General features: G+C 71.1%; 24 protein-coding genes, 2 tRNA genes, 1 other RNA gene and 1 pseudogene. 11 read left to right on the top strand and 17 right to left on the bottom strand.

What is annotated here, in order from left to right; translation table 11 throughout:
- Positions 1-4 precede the first annotated feature (4 nt).
- On the top strand, positions 5-352 hold the full coding sequence (locus ABFX46_RS09775; RefSeq protein ID WP_346041159.1) for a VOC family protein: 348 nt from the start codon (positions 5-7) through the stop codon (positions 350-352).
- Between the two features lie 28 nt (positions 353-380).
- On the opposite strand, the gene ABFX46_RS09770 is transcribed toward ABFX46_RS09775, so the two are convergent.
- Both ABFX46_RS09770 and ffs read right to left on the bottom strand, forming a co-directional pair.
- Positions 381-2,630: a DNA polymerase III subunit gamma and tau gene (locus tag ABFX46_RS09770; RefSeq protein ID WP_346041157.1), complete on the bottom strand. Its 2,250-nt coding sequence runs from the start codon at positions 2,628-2,630 to the stop codon at positions 381-383.
- 39 nt (positions 2,631-2,669) lie between these two features.
- Positions 2,670-2,765: signal recognition particle sRNA small type (ffs, locus tag ABFX46_RS09765), an RNA gene on the bottom strand.
- 59 nt (positions 2,766-2,824) lie between these two features.
- On the opposite strand from ffs, the gene ABFX46_RS09760 reads away from it, so the two are divergent.
- The 5 genes from ABFX46_RS09760 (at position 2,825) to ABFX46_RS09740 (ending at position 4,527) form a co-directional block, all read left to right on the top strand.
- Positions 2,825-3,169 carry a DUF952 domain-containing protein gene (locus ABFX46_RS09760; RefSeq protein WP_346041155.1) on the top strand — a complete coding sequence of 115 codons (345 nt, stop codon included), beginning with the start codon at positions 2,825-2,827 and terminating at the stop codon, positions 3,167-3,169.
- Between the two features lie 10 nt (positions 3,170-3,179).
- A tRNA-Ser gene (locus ABFX46_RS09755) sits at positions 3,180-3,264 on the top strand.
- Between the two features lie 115 nt (positions 3,265-3,379).
- Positions 3,380-3,649 (top strand): type II toxin-antitoxin system Phd/YefM family antitoxin, encoded by a 270-nt coding sequence (locus ABFX46_RS09750; protein WP_346041153.1) that lies wholly within the window; start codon positions 3,380-3,382, stop codon positions 3,647-3,649.
- On the top strand, positions 3,639-4,109 hold the full coding sequence (locus ABFX46_RS09745) for a type II toxin-antitoxin system VapC family toxin (protein WP_346041151.1): 471 nt from the start codon (positions 3,639-3,641) through the stop codon (positions 4,107-4,109). The genes ABFX46_RS09750 and ABFX46_RS09745 overlap by 11 nt, the downstream gene beginning before the upstream one ends.
- Before the next feature lie 109 nt (positions 4,110-4,218).
- Positions 4,219-4,527, top strand: a complete 309-nt coding sequence (locus ABFX46_RS09740) for a type II toxin-antitoxin system VapB family antitoxin (RefSeq protein WP_163062168.1) — start codon at positions 4,219-4,221, stop codon at positions 4,525-4,527.
- On the opposite strand, the gene ABFX46_RS09735 is transcribed toward ABFX46_RS09740, so the two are convergent.
- The 7 genes and pseudogenes from ABFX46_RS09735 to upp form a co-directional block, all read right to left on the bottom strand.
- A complete protein-coding gene (locus ABFX46_RS09735; protein WP_346041149.1) occupies positions 4,528-5,778 on the bottom strand; it encodes a CynX/NimT family MFS transporter in 1,251 nt (416 codons plus the stop codon).
- Between the two features lie 66 nt (positions 5,779-5,844).
- A complete protein-coding gene (locus ABFX46_RS09730; RefSeq protein ID WP_346041147.1) occupies positions 5,845-6,537 on the bottom strand; it encodes a FadR/GntR family transcriptional regulator in 693 nt (230 codons plus the stop codon).
- Positions 6,538-6,682: 145 nt separating this feature from the next.
- Positions 6,683-8,167, bottom strand: coding sequence for a helix-turn-helix domain-containing protein (locus ABFX46_RS09725; RefSeq protein WP_346041145.1), 1,485 nt, complete (start codon positions 8,165-8,167; stop codon positions 6,683-6,685).
- Between the two features lie 400 nt (positions 8,168-8,567).
- A pseudogene (locus ABFX46_RS09720) lies at positions 8,568-9,077 on the bottom strand (PH domain-containing protein); the annotation flags it as partial.
- 7 nt (positions 9,078-9,084) lie between these two features.
- Positions 9,085-9,243: a hypothetical protein gene (locus ABFX46_RS09715; protein ID WP_165965273.1), complete on the bottom strand. Its 159-nt coding sequence runs from the start codon at positions 9,241-9,243 to the stop codon at positions 9,085-9,087.
- 90 nt (positions 9,244-9,333) lie between these two features.
- A complete protein-coding gene (locus ABFX46_RS09710; protein WP_346041143.1) occupies positions 9,334-9,591 on the bottom strand; it encodes a hypothetical protein in 258 nt (85 codons plus the stop codon).
- A gap of 242 nt (positions 9,592-9,833) precedes the next feature.
- Positions 9,834-10,472, bottom strand: a complete 639-nt coding sequence (upp, locus tag ABFX46_RS09705) for a uracil phosphoribosyltransferase (protein ID WP_346041141.1) — start codon at positions 10,470-10,472, stop codon at positions 9,834-9,836.
- A 222-nt stretch (positions 10,473-10,694) separates the two neighbouring features.
- On the opposite strand from upp, the gene ABFX46_RS09700 reads away from it, so the two are divergent.
- Positions 10,695-10,907, top strand: coding sequence for a hypothetical protein (locus ABFX46_RS09700; RefSeq protein ID WP_163062052.1), 213 nt, complete (start codon positions 10,695-10,697; stop codon positions 10,905-10,907).
- Positions 10,908-11,062: 155 nt separating this feature from the next.
- On the top strand, positions 11,063-11,548 hold the full coding sequence (locus tag ABFX46_RS09695; RefSeq protein ID WP_163062174.1) for a tRNA adenosine deaminase-associated protein: 486 nt from the start codon (positions 11,063-11,065) through the stop codon (positions 11,546-11,548).
- Positions 11,549-11,556: 8 nt separating this feature from the next.
- On the opposite strand, the gene ABFX46_RS09690 is transcribed toward ABFX46_RS09695, so the two are convergent.
- Positions 11,557-12,882 carry an alkaline phosphatase family protein gene (locus tag ABFX46_RS09690; protein WP_346041138.1) on the bottom strand — a complete coding sequence of 442 codons (1,326 nt, stop codon included), beginning with the start codon at positions 12,880-12,882 and terminating at the stop codon, positions 11,557-11,559.
- A gap of 189 nt (positions 12,883-13,071) precedes the next feature.
- Here ABFX46_RS09690 and ABFX46_RS09685 point away from each other — a divergent pair, with 189 nt between their 5' ends.
- From ABFX46_RS09685 to ABFX46_RS09675, 3 genes are all read left to right on the top strand, one after another.
- Positions 13,072-13,509: a tRNA adenosine deaminase-associated protein gene (locus ABFX46_RS09685; protein WP_346041136.1), complete on the top strand. Its 438-nt coding sequence runs from the start codon at positions 13,072-13,074 to the stop codon at positions 13,507-13,509.
- 55 nt (positions 13,510-13,564) lie between these two features.
- Positions 13,565-14,002, top strand: coding sequence for a tRNA adenosine(34) deaminase TadA (tadA, locus tag ABFX46_RS09680; protein ID WP_346041432.1), 438 nt, complete (start codon positions 13,565-13,567; stop codon positions 14,000-14,002).
- 10 nt (positions 14,003-14,012) lie between these two features.
- Positions 14,013-14,100 (top strand) — tRNA-Ser (locus ABFX46_RS09675).
- 74 nt (positions 14,101-14,174) lie between these two features.
- On the opposite strand, the gene tgmC is transcribed toward ABFX46_RS09675, so the two are convergent.
- From tgmC to ABFX46_RS09640, 7 genes are all read right to left on the bottom strand, one after another.
- Entirely contained in the window at positions 14,175-15,350 is a 1,176-nt protein-coding gene (tgmC, locus tag ABFX46_RS09670) for an ATP-grasp peptide maturase system methyltransferase (protein ID WP_346041134.1), read from the bottom strand.
- The gene (gene tgmB, locus ABFX46_RS09665) at positions 15,347-16,315 is read right to left on the bottom strand and encodes an ATP-grasp ribosomal peptide maturase (protein WP_346041132.1); all 969 of its coding nucleotides are present in this window, start codon (positions 16,313-16,315) and stop codon (positions 15,347-15,349) included. The genes tgmC and tgmB overlap by 4 nt, the downstream gene beginning before the upstream one ends.
- Positions 16,316-16,322: 7 nt before the next feature.
- Entirely contained in the window at positions 16,323-16,685 is a 363-nt protein-coding gene (gene tgmA, locus ABFX46_RS09660; RefSeq protein WP_346041130.1) for a putative ATP-grasp-modified RiPP, read from the bottom strand.
- A gap of 174 nt (positions 16,686-16,859) precedes the next feature.
- On the bottom strand, positions 16,860-17,369 hold the full coding sequence (locus tag ABFX46_RS09655; RefSeq protein ID WP_346041128.1) for a hypothetical protein: 510 nt from the start codon (positions 17,367-17,369) through the stop codon (positions 16,860-16,862).
- Entirely contained in the window at positions 17,366-17,623 is a 258-nt protein-coding gene (locus tag ABFX46_RS09650) for a hypothetical protein (protein ID WP_131939673.1), read from the bottom strand. Before ABFX46_RS09650 ends, ABFX46_RS09655 begins: the two co-directional genes overlap by 4 nt.
- Before the next feature lie 248 nt (positions 17,624-17,871).
- Entirely contained in the window at positions 17,872-18,582 is a 711-nt protein-coding gene (locus tag ABFX46_RS09645; RefSeq protein ID WP_346041126.1) for a GntR family transcriptional regulator, read from the bottom strand.
- 3 nt (positions 18,583-18,585) lie between these two features.
- Positions 18,586-19,026 carry a GntR family transcriptional regulator gene (locus tag ABFX46_RS09640; RefSeq protein ID WP_346041124.1) on the bottom strand — a complete coding sequence of 147 codons (441 nt, stop codon included), beginning with the start codon at positions 19,024-19,026 and terminating at the stop codon, positions 18,586-18,588.
- Positions 19,027-19,076: the final 50 nt, after the last annotated feature.

The raw sequence follows: 19,076 nt of genomic DNA, 5'->3' as shown, positions 1-19,076 counted from the left end.
GTTGATGACTGTTCGCCGTGTCGTGCCCAACATCCGGACGGAGGCCGCGGAGGAGAACCGGGAGTTCTACGGGTTGCTGGGCTTCGAGGAGGTCATGAACCAGGGCTGGATCGTGACGGTCGCCTCCCCGTCCAACCCGACGGCCCAGGTCAGCTTCATGACCGAGGACAAGACGGGGCCGGTCGTCCCCGACATCAGCGTCGAGGTGGACGACGTGGACGCGGTCTTCGCGGCCGTGCGCGAGAGCGGCGCGGAGATCGTGCACCCGCTCCAGGACGAGGAGTGGGGCGTGCGCCGGTTCTTCGTCCGCGACCCGAACGGGCGAGTGGTCAACGTCCTGAGCCACCGCTGAGCCGTCGGCGGCGCGCCGCCGCCCGCTCCTAGTTCGAGTTGTCGATCTCGCGGATGATCTGGCCGCCGAGTTCCCGCTGGATGAGGGCCATGCCGTTCATCTCGGCCTCGGTGCCGTCGGCGTCCGCGTCGCCTTCGGGGTCGACCTCGTCGCTCTCGTCCATCGGCGCGGGTTCGGGGGGCGGCGGGGGCTCGTCCGGCGGCGGGGGCATCGGCCCGGGGTCCGCCTGCCGGGCCGCCCGGCTCTCGCCGTTCGCCGGGCGCGGGACGGGGTTCGGGCGGGGCGGCTGGGACGCGGGCTGCGATGCCTGCACCTCCGGCGCGCCACCGAATCCGCCGGACGCGGCCTGCCCGCCGCCGCCCGACCCGAAGCCGGAAGACTGCGCGGAACCGAAACCGCTCCCGGGGCCGCCGCCGGGACCCGGCCGTCCGCCCCCTCCGGGGCCCTGGCCCGGGGGACGTCCGCCTCCGCCGCCGACCACGGTCTCGATGCGCCAGTCGACGCCCATGCGCTCTTTGAAGACCTCGCGGAGGACGGTGTCACGCCCGCCGTTCACAAAGCCCAGCCGACGTCCCTCGGCGTCGAACCCCAGGGTCAGGACCTTGCCTTCCAGCGACACCGGCTGCACCCCGGACATGATCGTCATCCAGGTGGCCCGGCTCTTCTGCTTGACCGCCTCGACGACGTCCGGCCACAACCGCTGAATACTCCCGAAGTCCATCCCACCCCCGGCGCCGGGCGGGGGACCGGACGGTGCGGCTGGGGCCGGGCCGGCCGGCGGGGCCGGCGTGGAGGGAGCGGGTGCGCTTGCGGGGGCCGAGCGGGGGCCGGTGCCGCGGTTATCCACAGAACCGGGTTCGGCCGATGCCGCATGGGGGCGGGGGTTGACACTGGAAGTGGGGTCGGCCCCCCGGGAGGGAGGGGATTGCTCTCCGCGCGCTTGTGCAGCACCGCCGCCATGTCCCTGTGCCGGCCCGCTCGGTGCGGCCCCACCCTCCGCCGGGCTGCCCTGGCCGGCGGTCGCCTGCGCCGGAGGGGCCTGAGCAGCGGGCGGCGCGGCGGCGAAGGCTTGCGCCGGGCCGTCGCCGAAACCGGGCCGACCGCCACCGAAGCCGCCCTGGGAGGCTTGGCGTTCCAGGGCGTCGAGGCGGGCGAACATCGACGACTCGTCCTCGTAGGCCGCGGGCAGCAGGATGCGCGCGCAGATCAGTTCCAGCAGCAGTCGCGGGGACGTGGCGCCGCGCATCTCGGTGAGGCCGGTGTGCAGCAGGTCGGCGGCGCGCGTCAGCTCGCCCGGCCCCATCGAGGACGCCTGCCGCCGCATCGCCTCCAGCTCGTCCGGCGGGACGTTCAGCAGCCCCGTCCCGCCGGCCTCCGGGACGTTCGACAGGATCACCAGGTCCCGGATGCGTTCCAGCAGGTCGGCGGTGAACCGGCGCGGGTCCTGGCCGCTCTCGACCACCCGGTCGATGGCGGCGAAGACGGCGGCGCCGTCGCGGGCCGCGAAGGCCGCGATGACCTCGTCCAGCAGGGCGGAGTCGGTGTAGCCGAGCAGCGAGACGGCTCGCGCGTAGGTGATGCCCTTCTCGTCCGACCCGGCGAGCAGCTGGTCCAGGATGGACAGCGTGTCGCGGGCGGAACCCGCCCCGGCCCGCACGGCCAGCGGCAGCGCGGACGTCTCGTAGGGGACGTCCTCGGCCCGCAGGATCTCCTCGACGAGCTCCTGCAGCACGCCCGGCGGGATCAGCCGGAAGGGGTAGTGGTGGGTCCGGGACCGGATCGTCCCGATGACCTTCTCCGGCTCGGTGGTCGCGAACACGAACTTCAGGTGCGGCGGCGGCTCCTCGACGAGCTTCAGCAGCGCGTTGAAGCCCTCGCGGGTCACCATGTGCGCCTCGTCGATGATGTACACCTTGAAGCGCGCCGCCACCGGCGCGAAGAAGGCGCGCTCCCGCAGGTCGCGGGCGTCGTCGACACCGCCGTGGGACGCGGCGTCGATCTCGATCACGTCGATGTGGCCCGTCCCGGACGGACCGAGCGCGACGCACGAGTCGCATTCGCCGCACGGGTCGGGGGTCGGCCCCTTCTCGCAGTTCAGGGAGCGGGCGAGGATCCGGGCGCTGGACGTCTTGCCGCAGCCGCGCGGACCGCTGAACAGGTACGCGTGGTTGATCCGGCCGTTGCGCAGCGCCTGCTGCAGCGGCTCGGCGACGTGCTCCTGCCCCTTCAGCTCGGCGAACGTCGCTGGCCGGTACTTGCGGTACAGCGCCAGACTCATCGGGGGTCCGCCCTCCTGGAGTAGCAGAGCGTCACAAACGAAAGGGACCCCCCGCACACCCGCCAGAGCCTGTTTATCCTTGCTGCCTTCCGGCCCTGGGGAGGTTCACAGGATGACGCCATGCGAGGGGTCTGCCCAGAGTCTATGTCATCCCGGCCCCTGGATTGCCACGCTTCCCGCGTAGTCTCCGCCCCATGCCCGCCGCACCCCAGGACACGCTCCTGCACATCGCCGAACGAACCCACTGGGAATCCGCCCGTGCCGCCGGTGTGTCGTACACCATGTCCACGCTGGGCCGGACGCTGGACGAGGAGGGCTTCATCCACTGCTCGTCCGACATGGCCCAGGTGGACGGCGTCCTCGCCCGCTTCTACCCCGGCATCGACCGGGACGACCTCGTCCTCCTGGTCATAGACGTGTCCCGACTGGACGCCCCCGTCCGCTACGAGCCGGCCGGCGACGACGTGTTCCCCCACATCTACGGTCCGGTCCCGGTCTCCGCCGTAATTGATGTCAGGTCACTGCCCGGGAACCGGTAGGCTTTCCCGTGGAGGATTCGCCTAGTGGCCTAGGGCGCACGCTTGGAAAGCGTGTTGCGTGCAAGCGCTCGCGAGTTCGAATCTCGCATCCTCCGCCGCACCGAGGCCGGTGCCCGCGACGGGCACCGGCCTTTCGCGTCCCCGCACCCCGCCGCAGCCGATCTGTGCCACGGTGTGGCACGGCGTGGCACGACCGCCTACTCTGGTGGTATGCGTGCCCAACCTGAGGTCACCCAACGGGATCTGCGCAGCCGGTCCAAGGAGATCATGGATGCGGTCGAGCACGGTCAGGCGTTCACCGTGACCCGTGACGGCCACAAGATCGGTGAGTTGATCCCGTTGCGGCGCCGCCGCCGGTTCGTCCCTCGTGCCGAGTTCGCGGCCATGTCCACCAACGCGCCCGCCATCGCGCTGGAGGCGTTCCGCGCCGACCAGGACACCGCCGCCGACCAGGACGCGAGCGACCCCTATGAGCGCTGAACAGCACGTGCAGGGGTTGCTCGACACCAACATCATGATCTTGCGCAGCTGGATCGATCCGGCGGAACTGCCCGACGAGATGGCCATCAGCGCGATCACGCTCGCCGAGTTGTCGGCCGGCCCCCACGAGGTCCGGCGCAACGAGGAGCAGGCCGCCTATGACGAGCACATCGAACGGGCACGGCGGTTGGACGTGCTGCAGCGCACGGAGAACGAGTTCGACCCGATTCCGTTCGACGTCGAGGCCGCCCGGATCTACGGACGGGTGTGCGCGGCGGTGGTCGCGGCGGGCCGCAAACCGCGGCACCGGATCGCCGACCTGATGATCGCCTCTGTCGCCATCGCCGAGGGACTGCCGCTTTACACCACCAACCCGCAGGACTTCGTCGGTCTGGAGGAGCTGCTGACCGTTGTTCCCGTCACCAGGCCGGACGCCAGGGCCGCGGACGGAAGTTTGTGACGGGCGGGTTGAGCTGGCATGTAACTGGTTTACCGAATGAGGCAACTCGAGTGACACGTGTTGTTGCGTTGCCTTCTCCGGGCGGAGGGCGACGCCGTAGACTCGAAGGGTGATCTTCAAGGCGGTGGGTGACGGAAGGCCCTATCCGGACCACGGGCTCTCGTCCCGTGACTGGGCCAAGATCCCGCCTCGCCAGGTACGCCTCGACCAGCTCGTCAGCACCAAGCGCGAGATGGACCTGCAGTCGCTGCTCTCGAAGGACTCCACGTTCTACGGCGACCTGTTCCCCCACGTCGTGCAGTGGCGCGGCGAGCTCTACCTGGAGGACGGCCTGCACCGGGCGCTCCGGGCCGCGCTGCACCAGCGGCAGGTCCTGCACGCGCGCGTCCTGGACCTGGACGTCGTCGACATGTCCTGATCAGCGCGTACGGGCGGGCGCCAGGGCGCGGGCGCGCTCCGCGGGACGGGTCCGCGGACGGGCCGGGCGGACGAACCCGGGCCGCGCCGCGAGCAGCCCGAACGCCACCTCGGGCACGACCAGCGCGAGCAGGAGGCCGAGGGGGACGGCCCAGCCGCCCGTGGCCTCGTGCAGCACCCCGACCGCGAGCGGGCCGACGCCGGCGAGGAGGTAGCCGCCCGTCTGCGCCATCCCGGACAGCGCCGCCGCCACGGACGGGCTCGGCGCGCGCAGGCTGAGCAGTGTGTACGCGAGCGGGAACGCGCTGCCGGTGCCGATCCCGAGGACGATCGCCCACACCCAGCCGGCGGACGGCGCGAGCAGCAGCCCGCCGATGCCCACGACCATGGTGACGGCGACGGCCACGATGAGGGGGCGCTGGTCGGGCAGCCGCGCGGCGAACACCGGGACGACGAAGCCCAGCGGGATGCCGACGATCAGCATGGCCGACACCATCATCCCGGCGGCGGCGGGCGCGAACCCGGCGTCCTGCATGATCTCCGGCAGCCACGACATCAGGACGTAGAACATCAGCGACGTCAGGCCCATGAAGACGGCGACGTACCAGGCGACGCGGGAGCGCAGCAGGGAGCCCTCGCCGCGCGGGGCCGTGACGGGGGCGGTCGGAGAGCGCCGGCCGCGGAGGGCGAGCGGCCCCCACACGAGCGCGGCGACCAGCGACGGGACGGCCCAGACGGCGAGCGCGAGCCGCCATCCGCCGGACTCCTCCAGCGGCACCGCGAGCCCGGCCGCGACGGCGCCGCTGGTCGCCATGAGCATCATGGCGAGGCCGGTGAGGGAGCCGACGCGGGACGGGAACACGCGCTTGATCACGGCCGGCATGAGGACGTTGCCCATCGCGATCCCGGCGCCCGCCAGGACCGTTCCAACGAACAGCGACACCGGCGACTCGACCACGCGCAGCACGATCCCCGCCGTGATCATGACGAGGGAGCCGACGATGGCGGTCTCGGTGCCGACCCGCCGCGCCACCACCGGCGCGGCGGCGGCGAAGACGCCGAGGCACAGCACCGGCAGCGTGGTGAGGACGCCGACCTCGGCGCCCGACAGCCCGAACGCGTCCCGCAGCTCGCCGAGCACCGGGGCGATGCCGGTGATCGCGGCCCGCAGGTTGACCGTCAGGAGCACCAGCCCGACGAGCGACCAGACGGCCGTCGCGCGGGAAACCGGAGTCGTCGCAGAAGTACTCATCTCACCTTGCTCGTCACATCGTTCCCGGCGGTCGAACACCGGGCGGTACGGGGGAATCGGGGCCGGTCAGGGCTCGGCGGGGCTCGCGACCGGCGCGGTGGAGGCGAGGATCTGGTCCAGGCACGCGTGCGTGGCCCGGCTCGCGGCGTCGGCGTCGCCCGCCTCCACGGCCGCGGCGATGGGCCCGTGCGGGACGTCCGCGTGCTCCAGCAGGACGCCCGCGGCGCCGATGCTGGCCCGCAGCGCGGCGCTGAAGTCGCGGTAGAGGTCGGTCAGGACGCGGTTGTGGGTGGCCTCGACGACGGCGGTGTGGAAGGCCAGGTCCGCCTCGACGAACGCGGCGTGCTCCCCGGCCGCCCAGGCGGCGTCGCGGCGCGCGAGGGCGACCGCGATGGCGGCGATGTCGGCGTCGGTGCGGCGGCCGGCGGCGAGCCGCGCCGCCTCGACCTCCAGCCCGCGCCGGACCTCCAGGATCTCGACGAGCTCCGCCCTCTCCAGGCGCCGCCGGACGGCCCCGGACAGCTCGCTCGTCGCCCGGACGTACGTCCCGTCGCCCTGCCGGCTCTCCAGCAGCCCCGCGTGCGTGAGGGCGCGGACGGCCTCCCGGACGGTGTTCCGCCCGACCCCCAGCGTCTCCGCCAGGACCGGCTCGGGCGGGATCTTCGCGCCGACCGGCCAGGTCCGTCCGACGATCTCGCCTCGGAGCTGCTCGATCACCTGGTCGACCAGGGACGACCGCCGAGTCGTGCGCAACGTCATCCGAACCTCCGGTCAACCAGTCATCCTACGTTTAGGTTAAAGCAAGATCGGGCTCGCTTTGTTCCCGCTCAATGGGGACATGCGTCACAACACACCCCGCCCGGTCGGGTGGGTGCCACGTCGATTCCCGCGACAGCGGGTGAGGTCAGAGGCCGGGGTCGTCGTGGGGGCCGTGGAGGGAGTGGGCTCGGGCACCGGGCGGCGGGGACGCGATCTGGGACGCGGAGAGCCCGGCGGCCTGCAGAGCCTGGCGGTAGGCGTTGGCCGCGCTCTCGGTGTCCTGGACGAGTTCATACAGCTCGCCCAGTTCCCTGAACAGGTGCGCCGCCGGACGTCCCGCGGGAAGCGTCAAGAGCTGCTCCGACGCGGCCCGCAACACGACCTGGGCCGCCATGCGGTCGCCCTGCGCCACGCGTGCGCGCGCGAGGACGAGCCTGGCCAAGATGGTCTTCTGCGTCCGCACGGCGAGGTCGCTGCCGGGCTGCGGAGTCACGGTGTGGCTGCTGGTCGGCGGGGCCAGGGCCATGCCGGTGTTGAGGAACTGCTCCAGCGTGGCGATGGCGTCGTCCAGCTCGCCCATGAGCACCAGGGCACGCGCCTTGGCGATGGTGCTCTCGGTGGACTCGTCGCCTTCGAGGTCGTCCGTGGCCTGCAGAAGCTCCAGGGCCTCTTGCGCGGCCTCACGCGTGCCCTCCGGCCGCGGGTTCTCGTACCCGAACTCGACGGACGCCATCGCCCCCGGAGGCGCGATGGCCGAGAACGGGAGGACGCCCCTGAGCAGCGCCTTGGCCCCGGCCAGGGCGAGACGCGCGCGGCTCTGCACGGGAGTGGCGTCGGTACGCGCCGCCAGGGCCTGGTCGGCGAAGTACAGGGAGTCGCCGACGGTCCCCTCTTCCAGCGCCCGCATGCTGGCCCGCTGGTAGTGGACGCTCACCAGCTCGTCCTCCGCGGACTGCTCCGGGTGCAGGAGGCGGCGTCCGAGCTCGTGCGCGCGCGCGGGATCGGAGCGATCCACGTAGGCGAGGAGCAGGATCCGGCCGGCCTCGGTGAACTCGTGGCCCACGCCGAGTTCGAGCTGTTCGAGCCGCTCGACGGCGCGCTCGCCGAGCGCGATCGCCTGCCCCAGGTCGCCGACGGCGTGGTAGCACCTGGCCAGCGCGATCACGGGCGGCAGCCAGCTGGCCCGGCCCGGGTCGCGTTCGGCCTGCTCGCGCAGCTCCTCGAACAGCGCGATCGCGGCGTCCGTCCGGCCCAGCTCCTCCAGGGCGCGGGCGCGGCCCCAGCGGGCCCGGGACGTCAGGTCGGGGTCGTCACTGCGCGCGATCACCTCGTCGAACCCGGCCTCGGCGGTGGCGGCGTCGCCGCGCAGCAGCGCGAGGTGGGCGTGCCGCTCCCGCACCTCCAGGTGGGCGCGCTGCTCCGGCTCGACGCCCTCCGCGAGGTACTCCGGGGTGCAGCCGAGGCGCTCGGCCAGCATCCGCAGGACGGTCGGCGTCGGCGTGCGCTTGCCCGACTCGATCAAAGAGATGTAGCTGTCGGAGAGGTCGTGACCGGCGAGCTGTGCCTGCGACAAGCGTCTGGTCAGCCGCAGGTTGCGGACACGTTCTCCGACATTGCCTGGACCCGGCATGTGGACTCACTTAGCGGAAGTAAACAGGCGGCTGGGGTGCCGACATGATTGCACATTGCGCGTTATCGCACATCGAGAGCAATGAAGCGGGGTGCTGGGACGCCGTCCGGCCCGACCCGCCCGGCTCCCGCGCGCACGCTGCCGGATCGCGGTGGGCGCGCCGGTCCGTGCCGTGGAACGTCCGGCGGTCGCGACGTCTGTCACCCAGCAGACGGTAGCCGACCGGGCGCCCAAGATCTCGGACACCGCCGATATTGACCACTCCGCCGCGCTTTCCGGCCAGCGGCCGCGCGGGTCAGGGCTCCGAGTCGGGGCCGGGGGAGGTGGGGACGTCCTCCGTGCGGCGGGGCCGGCGCGGGGGCGGCGGCGGGGGGAGCGTCTTCTCCGGGGGCTCCGGGTTCTTGTTGGGGAAGATCATCTCGCAGACTTCGAGGTACAGCTGCTCCGGGTAGGGGAGGTAGTCGACGTTCGTGAGCGCCTGGTCCTGGCCGGCGGACTCCAGGATGAACTCGCCGTAGCCGAGCATGCGGCCCGCGATCGTCCGCTTGAAGCTCATGTCGGTGACCTTGGCCAGCGGCATCATCGCGACCTTGCGGGTGATCAGGCCGGTGGTCAGCAGCATCCGCTGGTTGGTGATCACGAAGTAGTCGACGGACCATTCGGCGACCCGCCAGACGAACCAGGCGAGCAGGATCAGCCAGCCCCACCAGATCCAGCTGATGACCGTCCCGGCGTCGCTGGCGACGGTGTTGCTCAGCACCCCCGCGATGATCAGGCCGCCGAGGACGAGCCCGACCGGGACCATCAGGATCGCCGGATGCCGGCGCACCGTGATGACCTGGTTCTCGTGCGGGAGGAGGTACTTGTTGACCGATGCCGGCGCGGAGTCTCCCGGAGTGACGAGCCTCATCCCGGCCTCAGGCGAGCGCGTTGACGAAGGTGGCCAGGGAGCCGGCGGCGGAGGCGATCCCGTTGGCGGCGCTCTCCACCGACTGGGCCGCGCCGTCCGGCTGCTTGATCACGTAGAACGCCACGAAGGCCGCAGCGGCCCACGTGATGTACTTCTTTGCGGGCACGGCTGCCTCCCGGAGCGTTGACCCACGGACCCCGGTTCAGTTTCGCACAGCCCGCCCTACCGGCAAAGCAAGGCCTGTGGCGCGTCCGGTCTAGGGAGCGTTGTCCAGCGAGGAGCGGCTGGCCTTGCGGCGCTTCTCGGCCGCGACGGTCGCGAGCACCTCCAGGTGGCGGCGCGCGATGCGCTCCACGAAGTCGGGCGGCGCCGACCCCGTGACCTCCTCGGCGCCGTAGCGCGCGGCGGAGACGCACCGGTCCACCGTGTCGGCCCCGTGCACCCCGTCGAACTCCTCGATGAGCCGCTCGCCGATCGCGGCGTAGCGCGGCAGGTCGTCCCCTTGGTGAGCCATGATGATTCCCCCGGACTCGCTCGCACCGCCCGGTCCGAAACGGTCCCCTGTGCCGGGACGGCGGAGGGAACGCGCACCGGCGTTCCACAGGGGCTTGGTACCCCGTGCGGCCGTGAACGAACATCGCAGGTCACGTCCGGTACCGGGCCGTGACCTGCCGGCCGCGGGCCCGTGACCCGCGCCCGCCGGGGCGGGGGTCGGACGACGCCGGGGGGCGAGTCGGACGACGCCGGAGGGCGGGGTCAGACGACGCCGTACAGGCGGTCCCCCGCGTCCCCGAGGCCGGGCATGATGAAGCCCTGCTCGTTGAGGTGCGAGTCGACCGCGGCCGTCACCACCTTGACCGGCGCCGAGATGTCGGCGAACGCCTGCTCCAGGTACTTCAGCCCCTCCGGCGCGGCGAGCAGGCAGATCGCGGTGACGTCGTCGGCGCCGCGGTCGAACAGCAGCCTGATCGCGGCGGCGAGCGTCCCGCCGGTGGCGAGCATCGGGTCGAGGACGTAGCACTGCCGCCCGGACAGGTCGTCCGGCAGGCGGGTCGCGTACGTCTGGGCCTGCAGGGTGCCCTCGTCCCGGATCATGCCGAGGAACCCGACCTCGGCGGTGGGGAGCAGCCGCGTCATGCCGTCCAGCATGCCGAGGCCGGCGCGCAGGATCGGGACGACGAGCGGCTTCGGGCTCGCCAGCTGGACGCCCTGCGCCTCGACGAGCGGGGTCGCGACGGTGGCCTCCGCCACCCGGACGTCGCGGGTGGCCTCGTAGGCGAGCAGGGTGACGAGCTCGTCCGCCAGACGCCGGAAGGTGGGGGAGTCCGTGCGGACGTCCCGCAGGGTGGTGAGCTTGTGCGCGACGAGGGGGTGGTCGACGGCGAGGGTCTGCATGGGGTCACCGTAGCCCAACCGGCCCGCCCGGCCGGACCCTGCCGATCTAGGATAGGACGCCGCTGAGCTGGGCAGTATGGCGGTATGAACAGCGAGAGCGATCACCAGCCGAGGGGACCGGCGCCCCCCGCAGAACCCGCCGCTCCCGAACCTCCCGAACCTCCCGAAAGCGCTGCTCCCGCCCCGTCCGCCGAGACCGCGCCCCCGTCCGCGCACGGCGAGGTGACCGATGTCACAGCCCCGGACGACCCGCCTCGGCCGGGCCCGCAGGGCGACATCTCCCCCGAGGAGGTGCGCGAGCACCTGCGCCGCCGGGCGATCTTCCTGCGCGAACTGGCGGAGGCCCGCGAGCTGCGCGCCCGGGTGACGCCGCACCGGTCCCGCCGGGCGCGGATCCACGCGCAGCTGCGCCGCCGCACCTTCCGCATCAATTGATGCGGATTGGATAGGTTCGTGGCGCCAGGTACCAGTAAGCGGTGCCGCCTCCCGGGCTCGGCCCGGGACGCGGCGCCGAGTTTGACGGTGGGGCACGCGAGCGCGCGCCGCATCTGCGACCATGCCCTGGCAGGAGACGTGCCGGTGGGGTGGAAATGACGGATGTTGACGCGGCGGACTTCGCCGTCGTGGTGTATCGGGAAGACGAGAGCTGGGAGGCCGAGATCCTCCCGGTCGCGCTGACCGAGGACCTCGCGGGGATGATCCATGCCCTGCGCCAGCAGCCGAGCCTCGGCGGCACGATCGGGCTGGTCTCGGTCGGCGACGACTTCTTCGTCGCGATCCGCCTGCTCGGCGACGACGTCATGGTCTTCCTGTCGGACGTCACGGCGTCGGTCGACTGGCCGCTCGCCGGCCAGGTCCTCGAGTACCTGGACATCCCGATCCCCGACGACGAGGAGCTCGACCAGGTCCTCCCCGTCGGCGACATGTCCATCTTCGCCGACCTCGGGCTGGACGAGATGGAGCTCGGCGCCATCTCCGGCGACCTGGAGCTCTACCCGGACGAGATGCTGCTCAGCATCGCGGGCCGCATCGGCTTCGCCCCGGCCTTCGAGCGCGCCCTCGACGCCGTCCCGTAACCGGGGCGTCAGGTGGGGCCGGGGAAGCCGTGGGTGCGGGCGTAGTCGTTGAGGCCGGCCCAGTCGTCGCCGGTGTGGCTGTGGGCCGGGTCCAGGCAGCCGAGGCTGATCGGGCGCTTCGCGTCGTAGCGGGGTGCGCGGGTGTCCGGCGGCGCCGTGAAGTCGAGGGCCTCGGCGATGTTGCGGGCGGCCGCGTCCCGGACGGTCAGCGGCTCCAGGCCCCAGCGCCACTCGATGGCCTTCAGCACGGACGTGTGGTCGTACACCTCGTGCGCGACGGCGCCGCGCCGGGCCCGAGGGGAGATCAGCAGGCACGGGACGCGGAATCCGCGCAGCCCGGTGCCGAGGTCGGGACGCGGGTCGGGGCCGACCGGAGGCGGGACGTGGTCGAAGAACCCGCCCCACTCGTCGTAGTTGATCACGAAGAGGGTGCGCGGCCAGTTCGGTGACGTGACGACCGCCGTGTAGACCTCGTTCAGGAACGCCTGCCCGAACCGGATGTCGGCGAGCGGGTGCTCGTCCTCGGACATGCCCGGCAGGAAGATCTCGCCGAGGAAGCCGGGCTCGACGAAGCTGACCGCGGGCAGCCGGCCGGTGGCGGCGTCGGCGCGGAACTCCCAGATGCTCCGGCTGATGTCGAGGTGGCGCAGCCCCCAGATCGCCGTGAACGGGACGTCGCTGAAGTAGTAGCGGCACGAGACGCTTTTGGCCTTCAGCCGGTCCCAGATCGTGGGGATCTCGGCGATCGTCAGCGCGTTGTCGATCCGGTCGGTCTGGGCCGCGTGCTGGAAGATCCGGTTCGGGAACGTGGACGACATGACCGCCGGGAAGTAGCGGTCGCAGACCGTCCAGTCGAGGGCGGCATGGCCATGGAAGCCCAGGTCGGGGCCCTCGTAGTAGCCGATGGAGAAGACGTCGTTGTCGCCGGCGCGCAGCCATCCGTCGCATTTGCCGTCGTTGTACTCGGTGCGTCCGCCCGCGTAGGAGTGGTCCGGGTCCTGGAAGCCGCAGCCCCACGGCACCGTGAGGTGGTGGGTGTCGTGCGCGTTGCCGGCGGCGTCGGTGAAGGTGAGTCCCGCCTGGCGCCCGTCCGCCCCGGGGAGCCAGCCCATGTAGTGGTCGAAGGACCGGTTCTCCATCATCACGACCACGATGTGGTCGATGCCGGATTCCTCCGGAGCGGGGAGTTCGGCCACCGGCGCCCGTTTCGCCGCCACGAGCTGGGCGGCATGCGCCTCGGCGGAGGAGCCGCCGGCCGCGCTCGTCGCGAGGATCGCCGCGGCGCCGGCCGTCCCGGCGAGAAACCCTCGCCTGGTGAGTTCGTCCGCGCTCATGGCGTCTCCTCCCGGATCGGGGCCGCTGTGCAGTATGCGGACTCCCGGGACGCGGGGGGAAGCACGGCGGCCGTCCGCCACCGGACAGAACCCGAAGTTTATTCACAACCTTCGCCGGGCAGTCGGTACCGGAATTGCACCCCTGCAAAGGGTTGTGACCGGGGCGTTCCCGTGGGTCAGAATGAGCACGTGTCCTACTTCGCCGCCGTGTTCGCGCAGACCCCCCAGGGCTGGGTCGGCACCGAGGCCGTGCTCGCCGAGGCGGACCACGTCGACGACGTCGCCGACCTGATGCGGGAGGCCGCCGTCGAGTCCTACGGCGACCCGGTGCTGCTGATGATCGAGCAGGACGACGACTGGTTCGCCGTCGTCCGGCTGGACGGGGAGGACGAGCCGCGCGCCTTCGTGTCCACCGTCCGGGAGGACGGGCTCGGCGCGCTGTTCCAGCAGCTCGTCGGCGAGGTCCCGGACGGCGACTCCGCCGGCGACCCGGCCCTGCTCGAAGACCTCGGCCTCGACGCCGAGCAGCTCGCCGACCTCGGTGAGCGCGCCCTCCCCGGCGACGCCCTGCTCACCGTCGCCGAGCAGGCGGGCTTCGGCGAAGAGTTCGACCGCCTCCGTGACTGACCCCGGCCGCCCGCCCGCCCCCGAAGACCCGGTGCTCGCGAGCTACGCGCCGGCGATGCGGCTGGCGCTGGAGGAGGCGCGCAAGGCGGCGCAGGACGGCGAGATCCCGGTCGGGGCGGTCGTTCTGGACGCGTCCGGCGAGGTGATCGGGACCGGCCGCAACGACCGCGAGCACTCCGCCGACCCGACCGGCCACGCGGAGGTCATCGCGATGCGGGCCGCGGCGTCCGCCCTCGGGACATGGCGCCTGTCGGGCTGCACGCTGGTCGTCACGCTGGAGCCGTGCACGATGTGCGCGGGCGCGTCCGTCCAGGCCCGCCTCGACCGCGTCGTCTACGGCGCGGTCGACCCGAAGGCGGGCGCGGTCGGCTCCCTGTGGGACGTCGTCCGGGACCGGCGGCTCAACCACCGGCCCGAAGTGATCGCCGAACTGATGGCCGACGAGTGCGCCGCACCCCTAATCGAGTTCTTCGCGCACCGCAGAGTCAGGTAGGCTCTCCCGCGGTGGTGTCGCCTAGTGGACGAGGGCGCACGCCTCGAAAGCGTGTGAAGGGCAACCTTCCGTGGGTTCGAATCCCACCACCACCGCCAACGCTCAAGGCCCGTTGACCGGCAATCCAGGTCAGCGGGCCTTCGTCGATTCGCCCCTGTGGGGCCGTCCTTCGCTACGAGGGGAGCCGCCAGGAAGGGCCCGCGGGTGTGGCGAACCACACGCGCTGCTCTGCGGCGGTCGCGGTGATCCCAAAGCTCGACCAGTCGGGACGGCCGAGGTCGTGCCAGGTCTGGCCGGCCGACTCGATCAAGTCCCAGAGCCTGCGTGGTCCGCCCTGTTCGACACGTCGCAGGCCGTGCTCACCGGTGAGATGGACCTCAGCCCAAGAGCCATCGGGAGCGCTCAGCCCATAGAGTTGGAAGCCGTCTTCGTGCGTGGCCCAGTAAGGCGCGGCTTCACCGACATGGAGTTGTGCCATGAACGCGAACGCGGCGTCGTCAAGAGCGCGAGGGCCGAGTGGCGTCTCACGCGAACATTCGGCGTCAGGGTAGTTCGGTTCTGGAGTGGAGCCGAGGGATCGTGCGGGCATGAACCCGGCCCACTCGGGGAGGTAGCGGCCGGTCGCCGTTCCGCCTTCGTCCATGCGGGCGACGGCCATGGCGCCGCCGATCCCTCCGGCGATGTTGACGAGGACGAGACCACCGGGCTTGAGCTGGTCGAGCCATGCGGGAGGGATATTGGGGAACGCGCAAGTGGAGATGATCCGCTCGTAGGGCGCGCGACCGGGATGGCCCTCGCGGCCGTCGACCGCCGCGACGGTCGGCCGGTACCCGAGGCTTCGGAGGCGCCGCCGGGCTGTGTCCACCAGTTGCTCGCTGATGTCCACGGACGTGACATTGTGCGCGGCGAGGCGTTCGCTCAGCAGCGCGGCGTTGTAGCCGGTCCCCGTCCCTATCTCCAGGACCGTCATACCGTCCGCGACATCGAGAGCTTCCAGCATGCGGGCCATGAGTCCGGGTGCGGTCGAAGAGCTGGTCCACGCGCCCGTACCGCGTCCGCCGGGGAGGGCGGCCTCGACCGGACGCCCATTGATCTGCGTGATCAGTGTCTCGTCGGAGTAGACGCCGTTGAGCCATTCCTCGCGCTGTCCGGGGTCATCACCGCTGACGAGCACATATCGCGTGCCTTCCGCAGCGTGCTCGTAACGTCCGTAGGACGGGACGAAGACATGCCGCGGGACGCGAGCGAACGCAACGCGCCAGGCCGGGTCGCCGATGTCACCGGCTCGGAAAAGCCGGTCGGCGAGGGCGGCGGCACGCCCGCCCGCATCACGATCGGTCCCGGTCAACGCATGCTCCTCTCCAGCGCATCGGCGATCGACGCCGCGATCGGCAGCTCGCAGTGATGGGCGAGCCATCCCCATTCGCCGTTGGGGTTGATGTCACCGAGGAAGACCCACTCTCCTCCCGGGTTGATGGCGAAGTCCGCCGCACAGTAGACCAGCCCGAGCCGATCCAGGCATGACCGTAGACCGGCGCGCACGCCGCCGGGGACGGGTACGACCTCGTACCGGTGCACGGCGTAGTCGGCGCGCCAGTCGATCCGGCCCTCGGGCGAGTCGGCGTGGATCACAACGGCGAACATGTCGTCACCGACCACGGTGACGCGAGCCTCCGCCCGCTTCGGCACCCATTCCTGGAAGCAGTGTGCGGTCATGCGGACCGCTGGATCGTCGAGCATGGCGAGGTCGTCGATCGACGTCGCGTACAAGATCTTCGTCGTCCTCGCTTCGATGTGCACCGATCCTGCGAGCGGCTTGTAAACGATCGGAGCGCCGACCTCTTTCGCCCATGCGAGGGCGTGGTCGGGAGAATTGCCGATGAACGTCCGCGGGATGCGGAGCCCGGCGGCGACGGCCGCTGATAGTTGGGCCGGCTTGTACTCGGCGGCTGCCGCACGTTGCGGGTGGTTCACCCATGCGCAGTCCAGTGCCTGGAGAACACCGCCGAAGCCGATGCGCGCCTCACCGTAGGACCAGAGCTGTTCGGGCTGCGTCATACCGTCCGGTAGGTCGAACTGCCCCGGGCGCCGGTAGTAGGCGCCGGCGACGGAGTCCAGCCGAACCGAGCGGTGGTCGCCGACCAGTGAGCCCGACCATGCGCCGGGCCCGCACTGCCCCGACAACGCCAGCCGCTGCGGGAAGTCGGCCGCATCGAACCGCATGACCGGGGTTCCGCGCTCGTTGAGTTCGTGGACGACCCGGTCGGCCGTACTGTCTTCGCGGTTCGTGATGACGAGAATGGTGGGGGTCATCACCCGCTCAATCCTTGGTCGTCTCTTCGGGGGACGGCTTGCTCCCGTCAGGAGTACCCGTCGTCTCTTTCGTTCCGCCTTTGTGCTTGAACACGGGGCTACCTGTGGCCACGTCGACCGTCAGCTGCGATACGGGGTCATAGGTCACCGGCTCGGCCGAGGGGACGATGCGGGGGTCGGGCAGGCGAACGAACCGCAGCCCCCACGGCCGGACGCCCGACGTCGACGGTGGTTCAGTGCTCGCCGTGTACACCTCCGGAGCGGGGTCGAGGGGGAACAGATCGCCGACCCGCGCGATCAGACCGCGGGATTCGCCGTCCGGCGAGCGGAGCAGGCCGTTCGGCCGTTCGGGATCGGGACGCGAGATCATGCGCTTCTCCATGGTTCCGGGAGCCCGCAGACCGGGACTCGCTTGCGCTGTTCCGAGTGCCGGGAGAAGGCGGACGCACCCTCTCCCGGCAGATGAAAGGGGTGTGCTCATGAACTTCGTGCTGGTCGTGCAGGCGCACTTGGGCCGGTGGCCGACTCCCGTTACGGAGCCTGGTCACGGGCAGTCGTCGTTCTTTTTATGGACGGACTGCCGACACCTCTCGAGGAGCCGCCGGAACCGGCTCGGCGGCGGGAAGAAGAGATCGGTCGGCTGAGGACGCATGGCCGGTTCGGCGGACACCCGTCTGGCGTGTGTCCCGATGGCGTTCGCACGCGTGCGAGTAGCCCCGTGCGCAGGACGTCGAGGAACTGCCTGACCGACCGTCCGTGCCCGAGGTGGGTCTGACTGGGTGCCCTGCCGTCCAGCGTCCGGCGCCCAGGCCCCCGACGATCGGGTTGACAGGCGTGCCGGCACGACGATTTCACCGATCCGCGCGAGCAGGGCGCGTGGGTCCCTGAATTCCTCCAGTCGGTCACTGCGCAACAGCCAGAACGAGCCCGTGAACTCGCCCGCCCATGCGACCACGCCCGGCAGCATTCGCTGCGCCTCGGCGAGCACGACACCGGGATCGACCTCGGCCACGTCCCATGGACGGCGGCCGACCTCGTCGATGGCGGCGGTCATGACGCCGACTCGTTGAAGCCTCGTTCGACCGTCTCAGCGATCTCGATCCGTCCGGCCAGGGTGTGCTGAGCCTCGCACACGATCACCAGCTCGGTGATCGACCGCGCCGTCACCGTCTCCAAGCACCCGTGGCCGAGCTGGTAGTCGGTGAGCGGCCCGAGTCGCTTGGCGACGAGTTGCCCATCAATCCGCTCCGTGCACCAGCCAGGGCACAGCCCGCTCAGGTCGATCGGCGTCCTGGGGGTGTCTAGCATGGCGGCACCTCCTCCGTTGGGGATGGTGGCCGCGCGGTCGGGAGAGGTCTCCCAATCTCAGCCCCGACCGCGCGGCGGTTCCTTCCGCTTCCGTCGTGGCCCGCGATCTGCGCTGAGGGGTTGGGGTCCTGCGCTACCAGATCGGGGGGACACGATAAGAATCACTTTAATGCCTATCGCGATAAGCATACAAGAGGAGAAGGTAGAAGGCTGCGCCCAGTCCGGCTGACTTGAGACGTAAGTGCAGGTCAGACGCTTAGTCGGTACAGCAGCTCGTACAGGTGGGAGCCCTTGATCAAGATCGATGCCTCGACGGGGCGGTCCTCATCGGAGTAGACGACCCGGAACTGGCGGATGACCGGGACGTTCGGCAGCGACAGCAGGTCGGCCTCCTCGGCCGTCGGCATGCGCGCCGAGACCGCGTCGACGTGGTGACGTTGCGGAAGCCCCGCGTCTGCCAGCACGCGCGGTGCACCGCCGCGGATCCTCCGCCGCTCAGCGAGCTCCGTGCCGCGAGCCAGCTCCAGCGGGTAGTACGACCAGTCGACTTCGACGGGCCGTCCCTCGTGTCGCAGCAAGCGGTGGCGCATCTGCACCCGCTCCCCGGCGGTCAGCCCGAACGCCCCGGCGACCTCGAGCGGCGCTACCACTTCGCCGACATCCAGTAGTTCGTAGGAATAGCCGCCCGGCGCGGGCTCGAAATAGGTCCCGGCCTCGATCCGGAACGGCTGGCGGTCCCGGACGAACACGCCCTTGCCCTGCCGGCTCGTCAGATACCCCTCGCCCTTGAGCACGGCCAGGTCCTTCTGCACGGTGGTGTTGGACACCCCGAACTCGTCCACAAGGTGGGCGGTGGAGGGCAACTGGGTTCCGGGTGTGAGTTCGCCCGCCATGATTCGAGCCCTCAGGCTCGCGGCCATCTGCTCGTACGGCGGCCGCTCGTCGGCCCGTTTTGCCACTGGTCAACCCGCAATCAGCCGGTAGCGCAGACGGCGGTCCTGCGGAGCCATCACCATCACCGACACTTCGAACGGCACCCCTTCGGCGGTCAGGGAGGTGCGCCACAACACGATCACCGGCGCGCCCTCCGGCAGGGCGAGTTCGGTTGACTCCTCCGCTGTGGCCGCGCGCACTTCGATCTCCTCCCGCGCCTCATGCACGGTGTACCCGAGATCAGCCAGCAGGGTGACCGCACCGCCCTTGATCTTGCCGGGCCGGGCGAGCGCCGTCCCGGCCGCGATACCGGCTGGATACCACGAATCGGCCTGCTCGACCGGCCGGCCGTCCAGCAAGATCGTCCGCCGCCGGACGACGGCCGCGGCTCCTTCGGGGAGGCCCAGCGCTTCGGACACTTGCGCAGGCGGGACCTTCTCACCGACCTCGCGGATCTTCTGGGTTCCCACGCGTCCAGCGTCTGCCGCCTCCTGGGACCAGGCATCCGCCTGATCCGCTC

The sequence above is a fragment of the Actinomadura chokoriensis genome, assembly GCF_039529475.1.
Classification (GTDB): Bacteria; Actinomycetota; Actinomycetes; order Streptosporangiales; family Streptosporangiaceae; genus Spirillospora; species Spirillospora bangladeshensis.
This window is presented reverse-complemented; position numbering and strand designations above follow the sequence as displayed.

Coding starts and splice junctions, on each gene's coding strand:
- ABFX46_RS09775 (WP_346041159.1), top strand. CDS start 5: ATGACTGTTCGCCGTGTCGTGCCCAACATCCGGACGGAGGCCGCGGAG.
- ABFX46_RS09770 (WP_346041157.1), bottom strand. CDS start 2,630: ATGAGTCTGGCGCTGTACCGCAAGTACCGGCCAGCGACGTTCGCCGAG.
- ABFX46_RS09760 (WP_346041155.1), top strand. CDS start 2,825: ATGCCCGCCGCACCCCAGGACACGCTCCTGCACATCGCCGAACGAACC.
- ABFX46_RS09750 (WP_346041153.1), top strand. CDS start 3,380: ATGCGTGCCCAACCTGAGGTCACCCAACGGGATCTGCGCAGCCGGTCC.
- ABFX46_RS09745 (WP_346041151.1), top strand. CDS start 3,639: ATGAGCGCTGAACAGCACGTGCAGGGGTTGCTCGACACCAACATCATG.
- ABFX46_RS09735 (WP_346041149.1), bottom strand. CDS start 5,778: ATGAGTACTTCTGCGACGACTCCGGTTTCCCGCGCGACGGCCGTCTGG.
- ABFX46_RS09730 (WP_346041147.1), bottom strand. CDS start 6,537: ATGACGTTGCGCACGACTCGGCGGTCGTCCCTGGTCGACCAGGTGATC.
- ABFX46_RS09725 (WP_346041145.1), bottom strand. CDS start 8,167: ATGCCGGGTCCAGGCAATGTCGGAGAACGTGTCCGCAACCTGCGGCTG.
- ABFX46_RS09710 (WP_346041143.1), bottom strand. CDS start 9,591: ATGGCTCACCAAGGGGACGACCTGCCGCGCTACGCCGCGATCGGCGAG.
- upp (WP_346041141.1), bottom strand. CDS start 10,472: ATGCAGACCCTCGCCGTCGACCACCCCCTCGTCGCGCACAAGCTCACC.
- ABFX46_RS09695 (WP_163062174.1), top strand. CDS start 11,063: ATGACGGATGTTGACGCGGCGGACTTCGCCGTCGTGGTGTATCGGGAA.
- ABFX46_RS09690 (WP_346041138.1), bottom strand. CDS start 12,882: ATGAGCGCGGACGAACTCACCAGGCGAGGGTTTCTCGCCGGGACGGCC.
- tadA (WP_346041432.1), top strand. CDS start 13,565: ATGCGGCTGGCGCTGGAGGAGGCGCGCAAGGCGGCGCAGGACGGCGAG.
- tgmB (WP_346041132.1), bottom strand. CDS start 16,315: ATGACCCCCACCATTCTCGTCATCACGAACCGCGAAGACAGTACGGCC.
- tgmA (WP_346041130.1), bottom strand. CDS start 16,685: ATGATCTCGCGTCCCGATCCCGAACGGCCGAACGGCCTGCTCCGCTCG.
- ABFX46_RS09655 (WP_346041128.1), bottom strand. CDS start 17,369: ATGACCGCCGCCATCGACGAGGTCGGCCGCCGTCCATGGGACGTGGCC.
- ABFX46_RS09650 (WP_131939673.1), bottom strand. CDS start 17,623: ATGCTAGACACCCCCAGGACGCCGATCGACCTGAGCGGGCTGTGCCCT.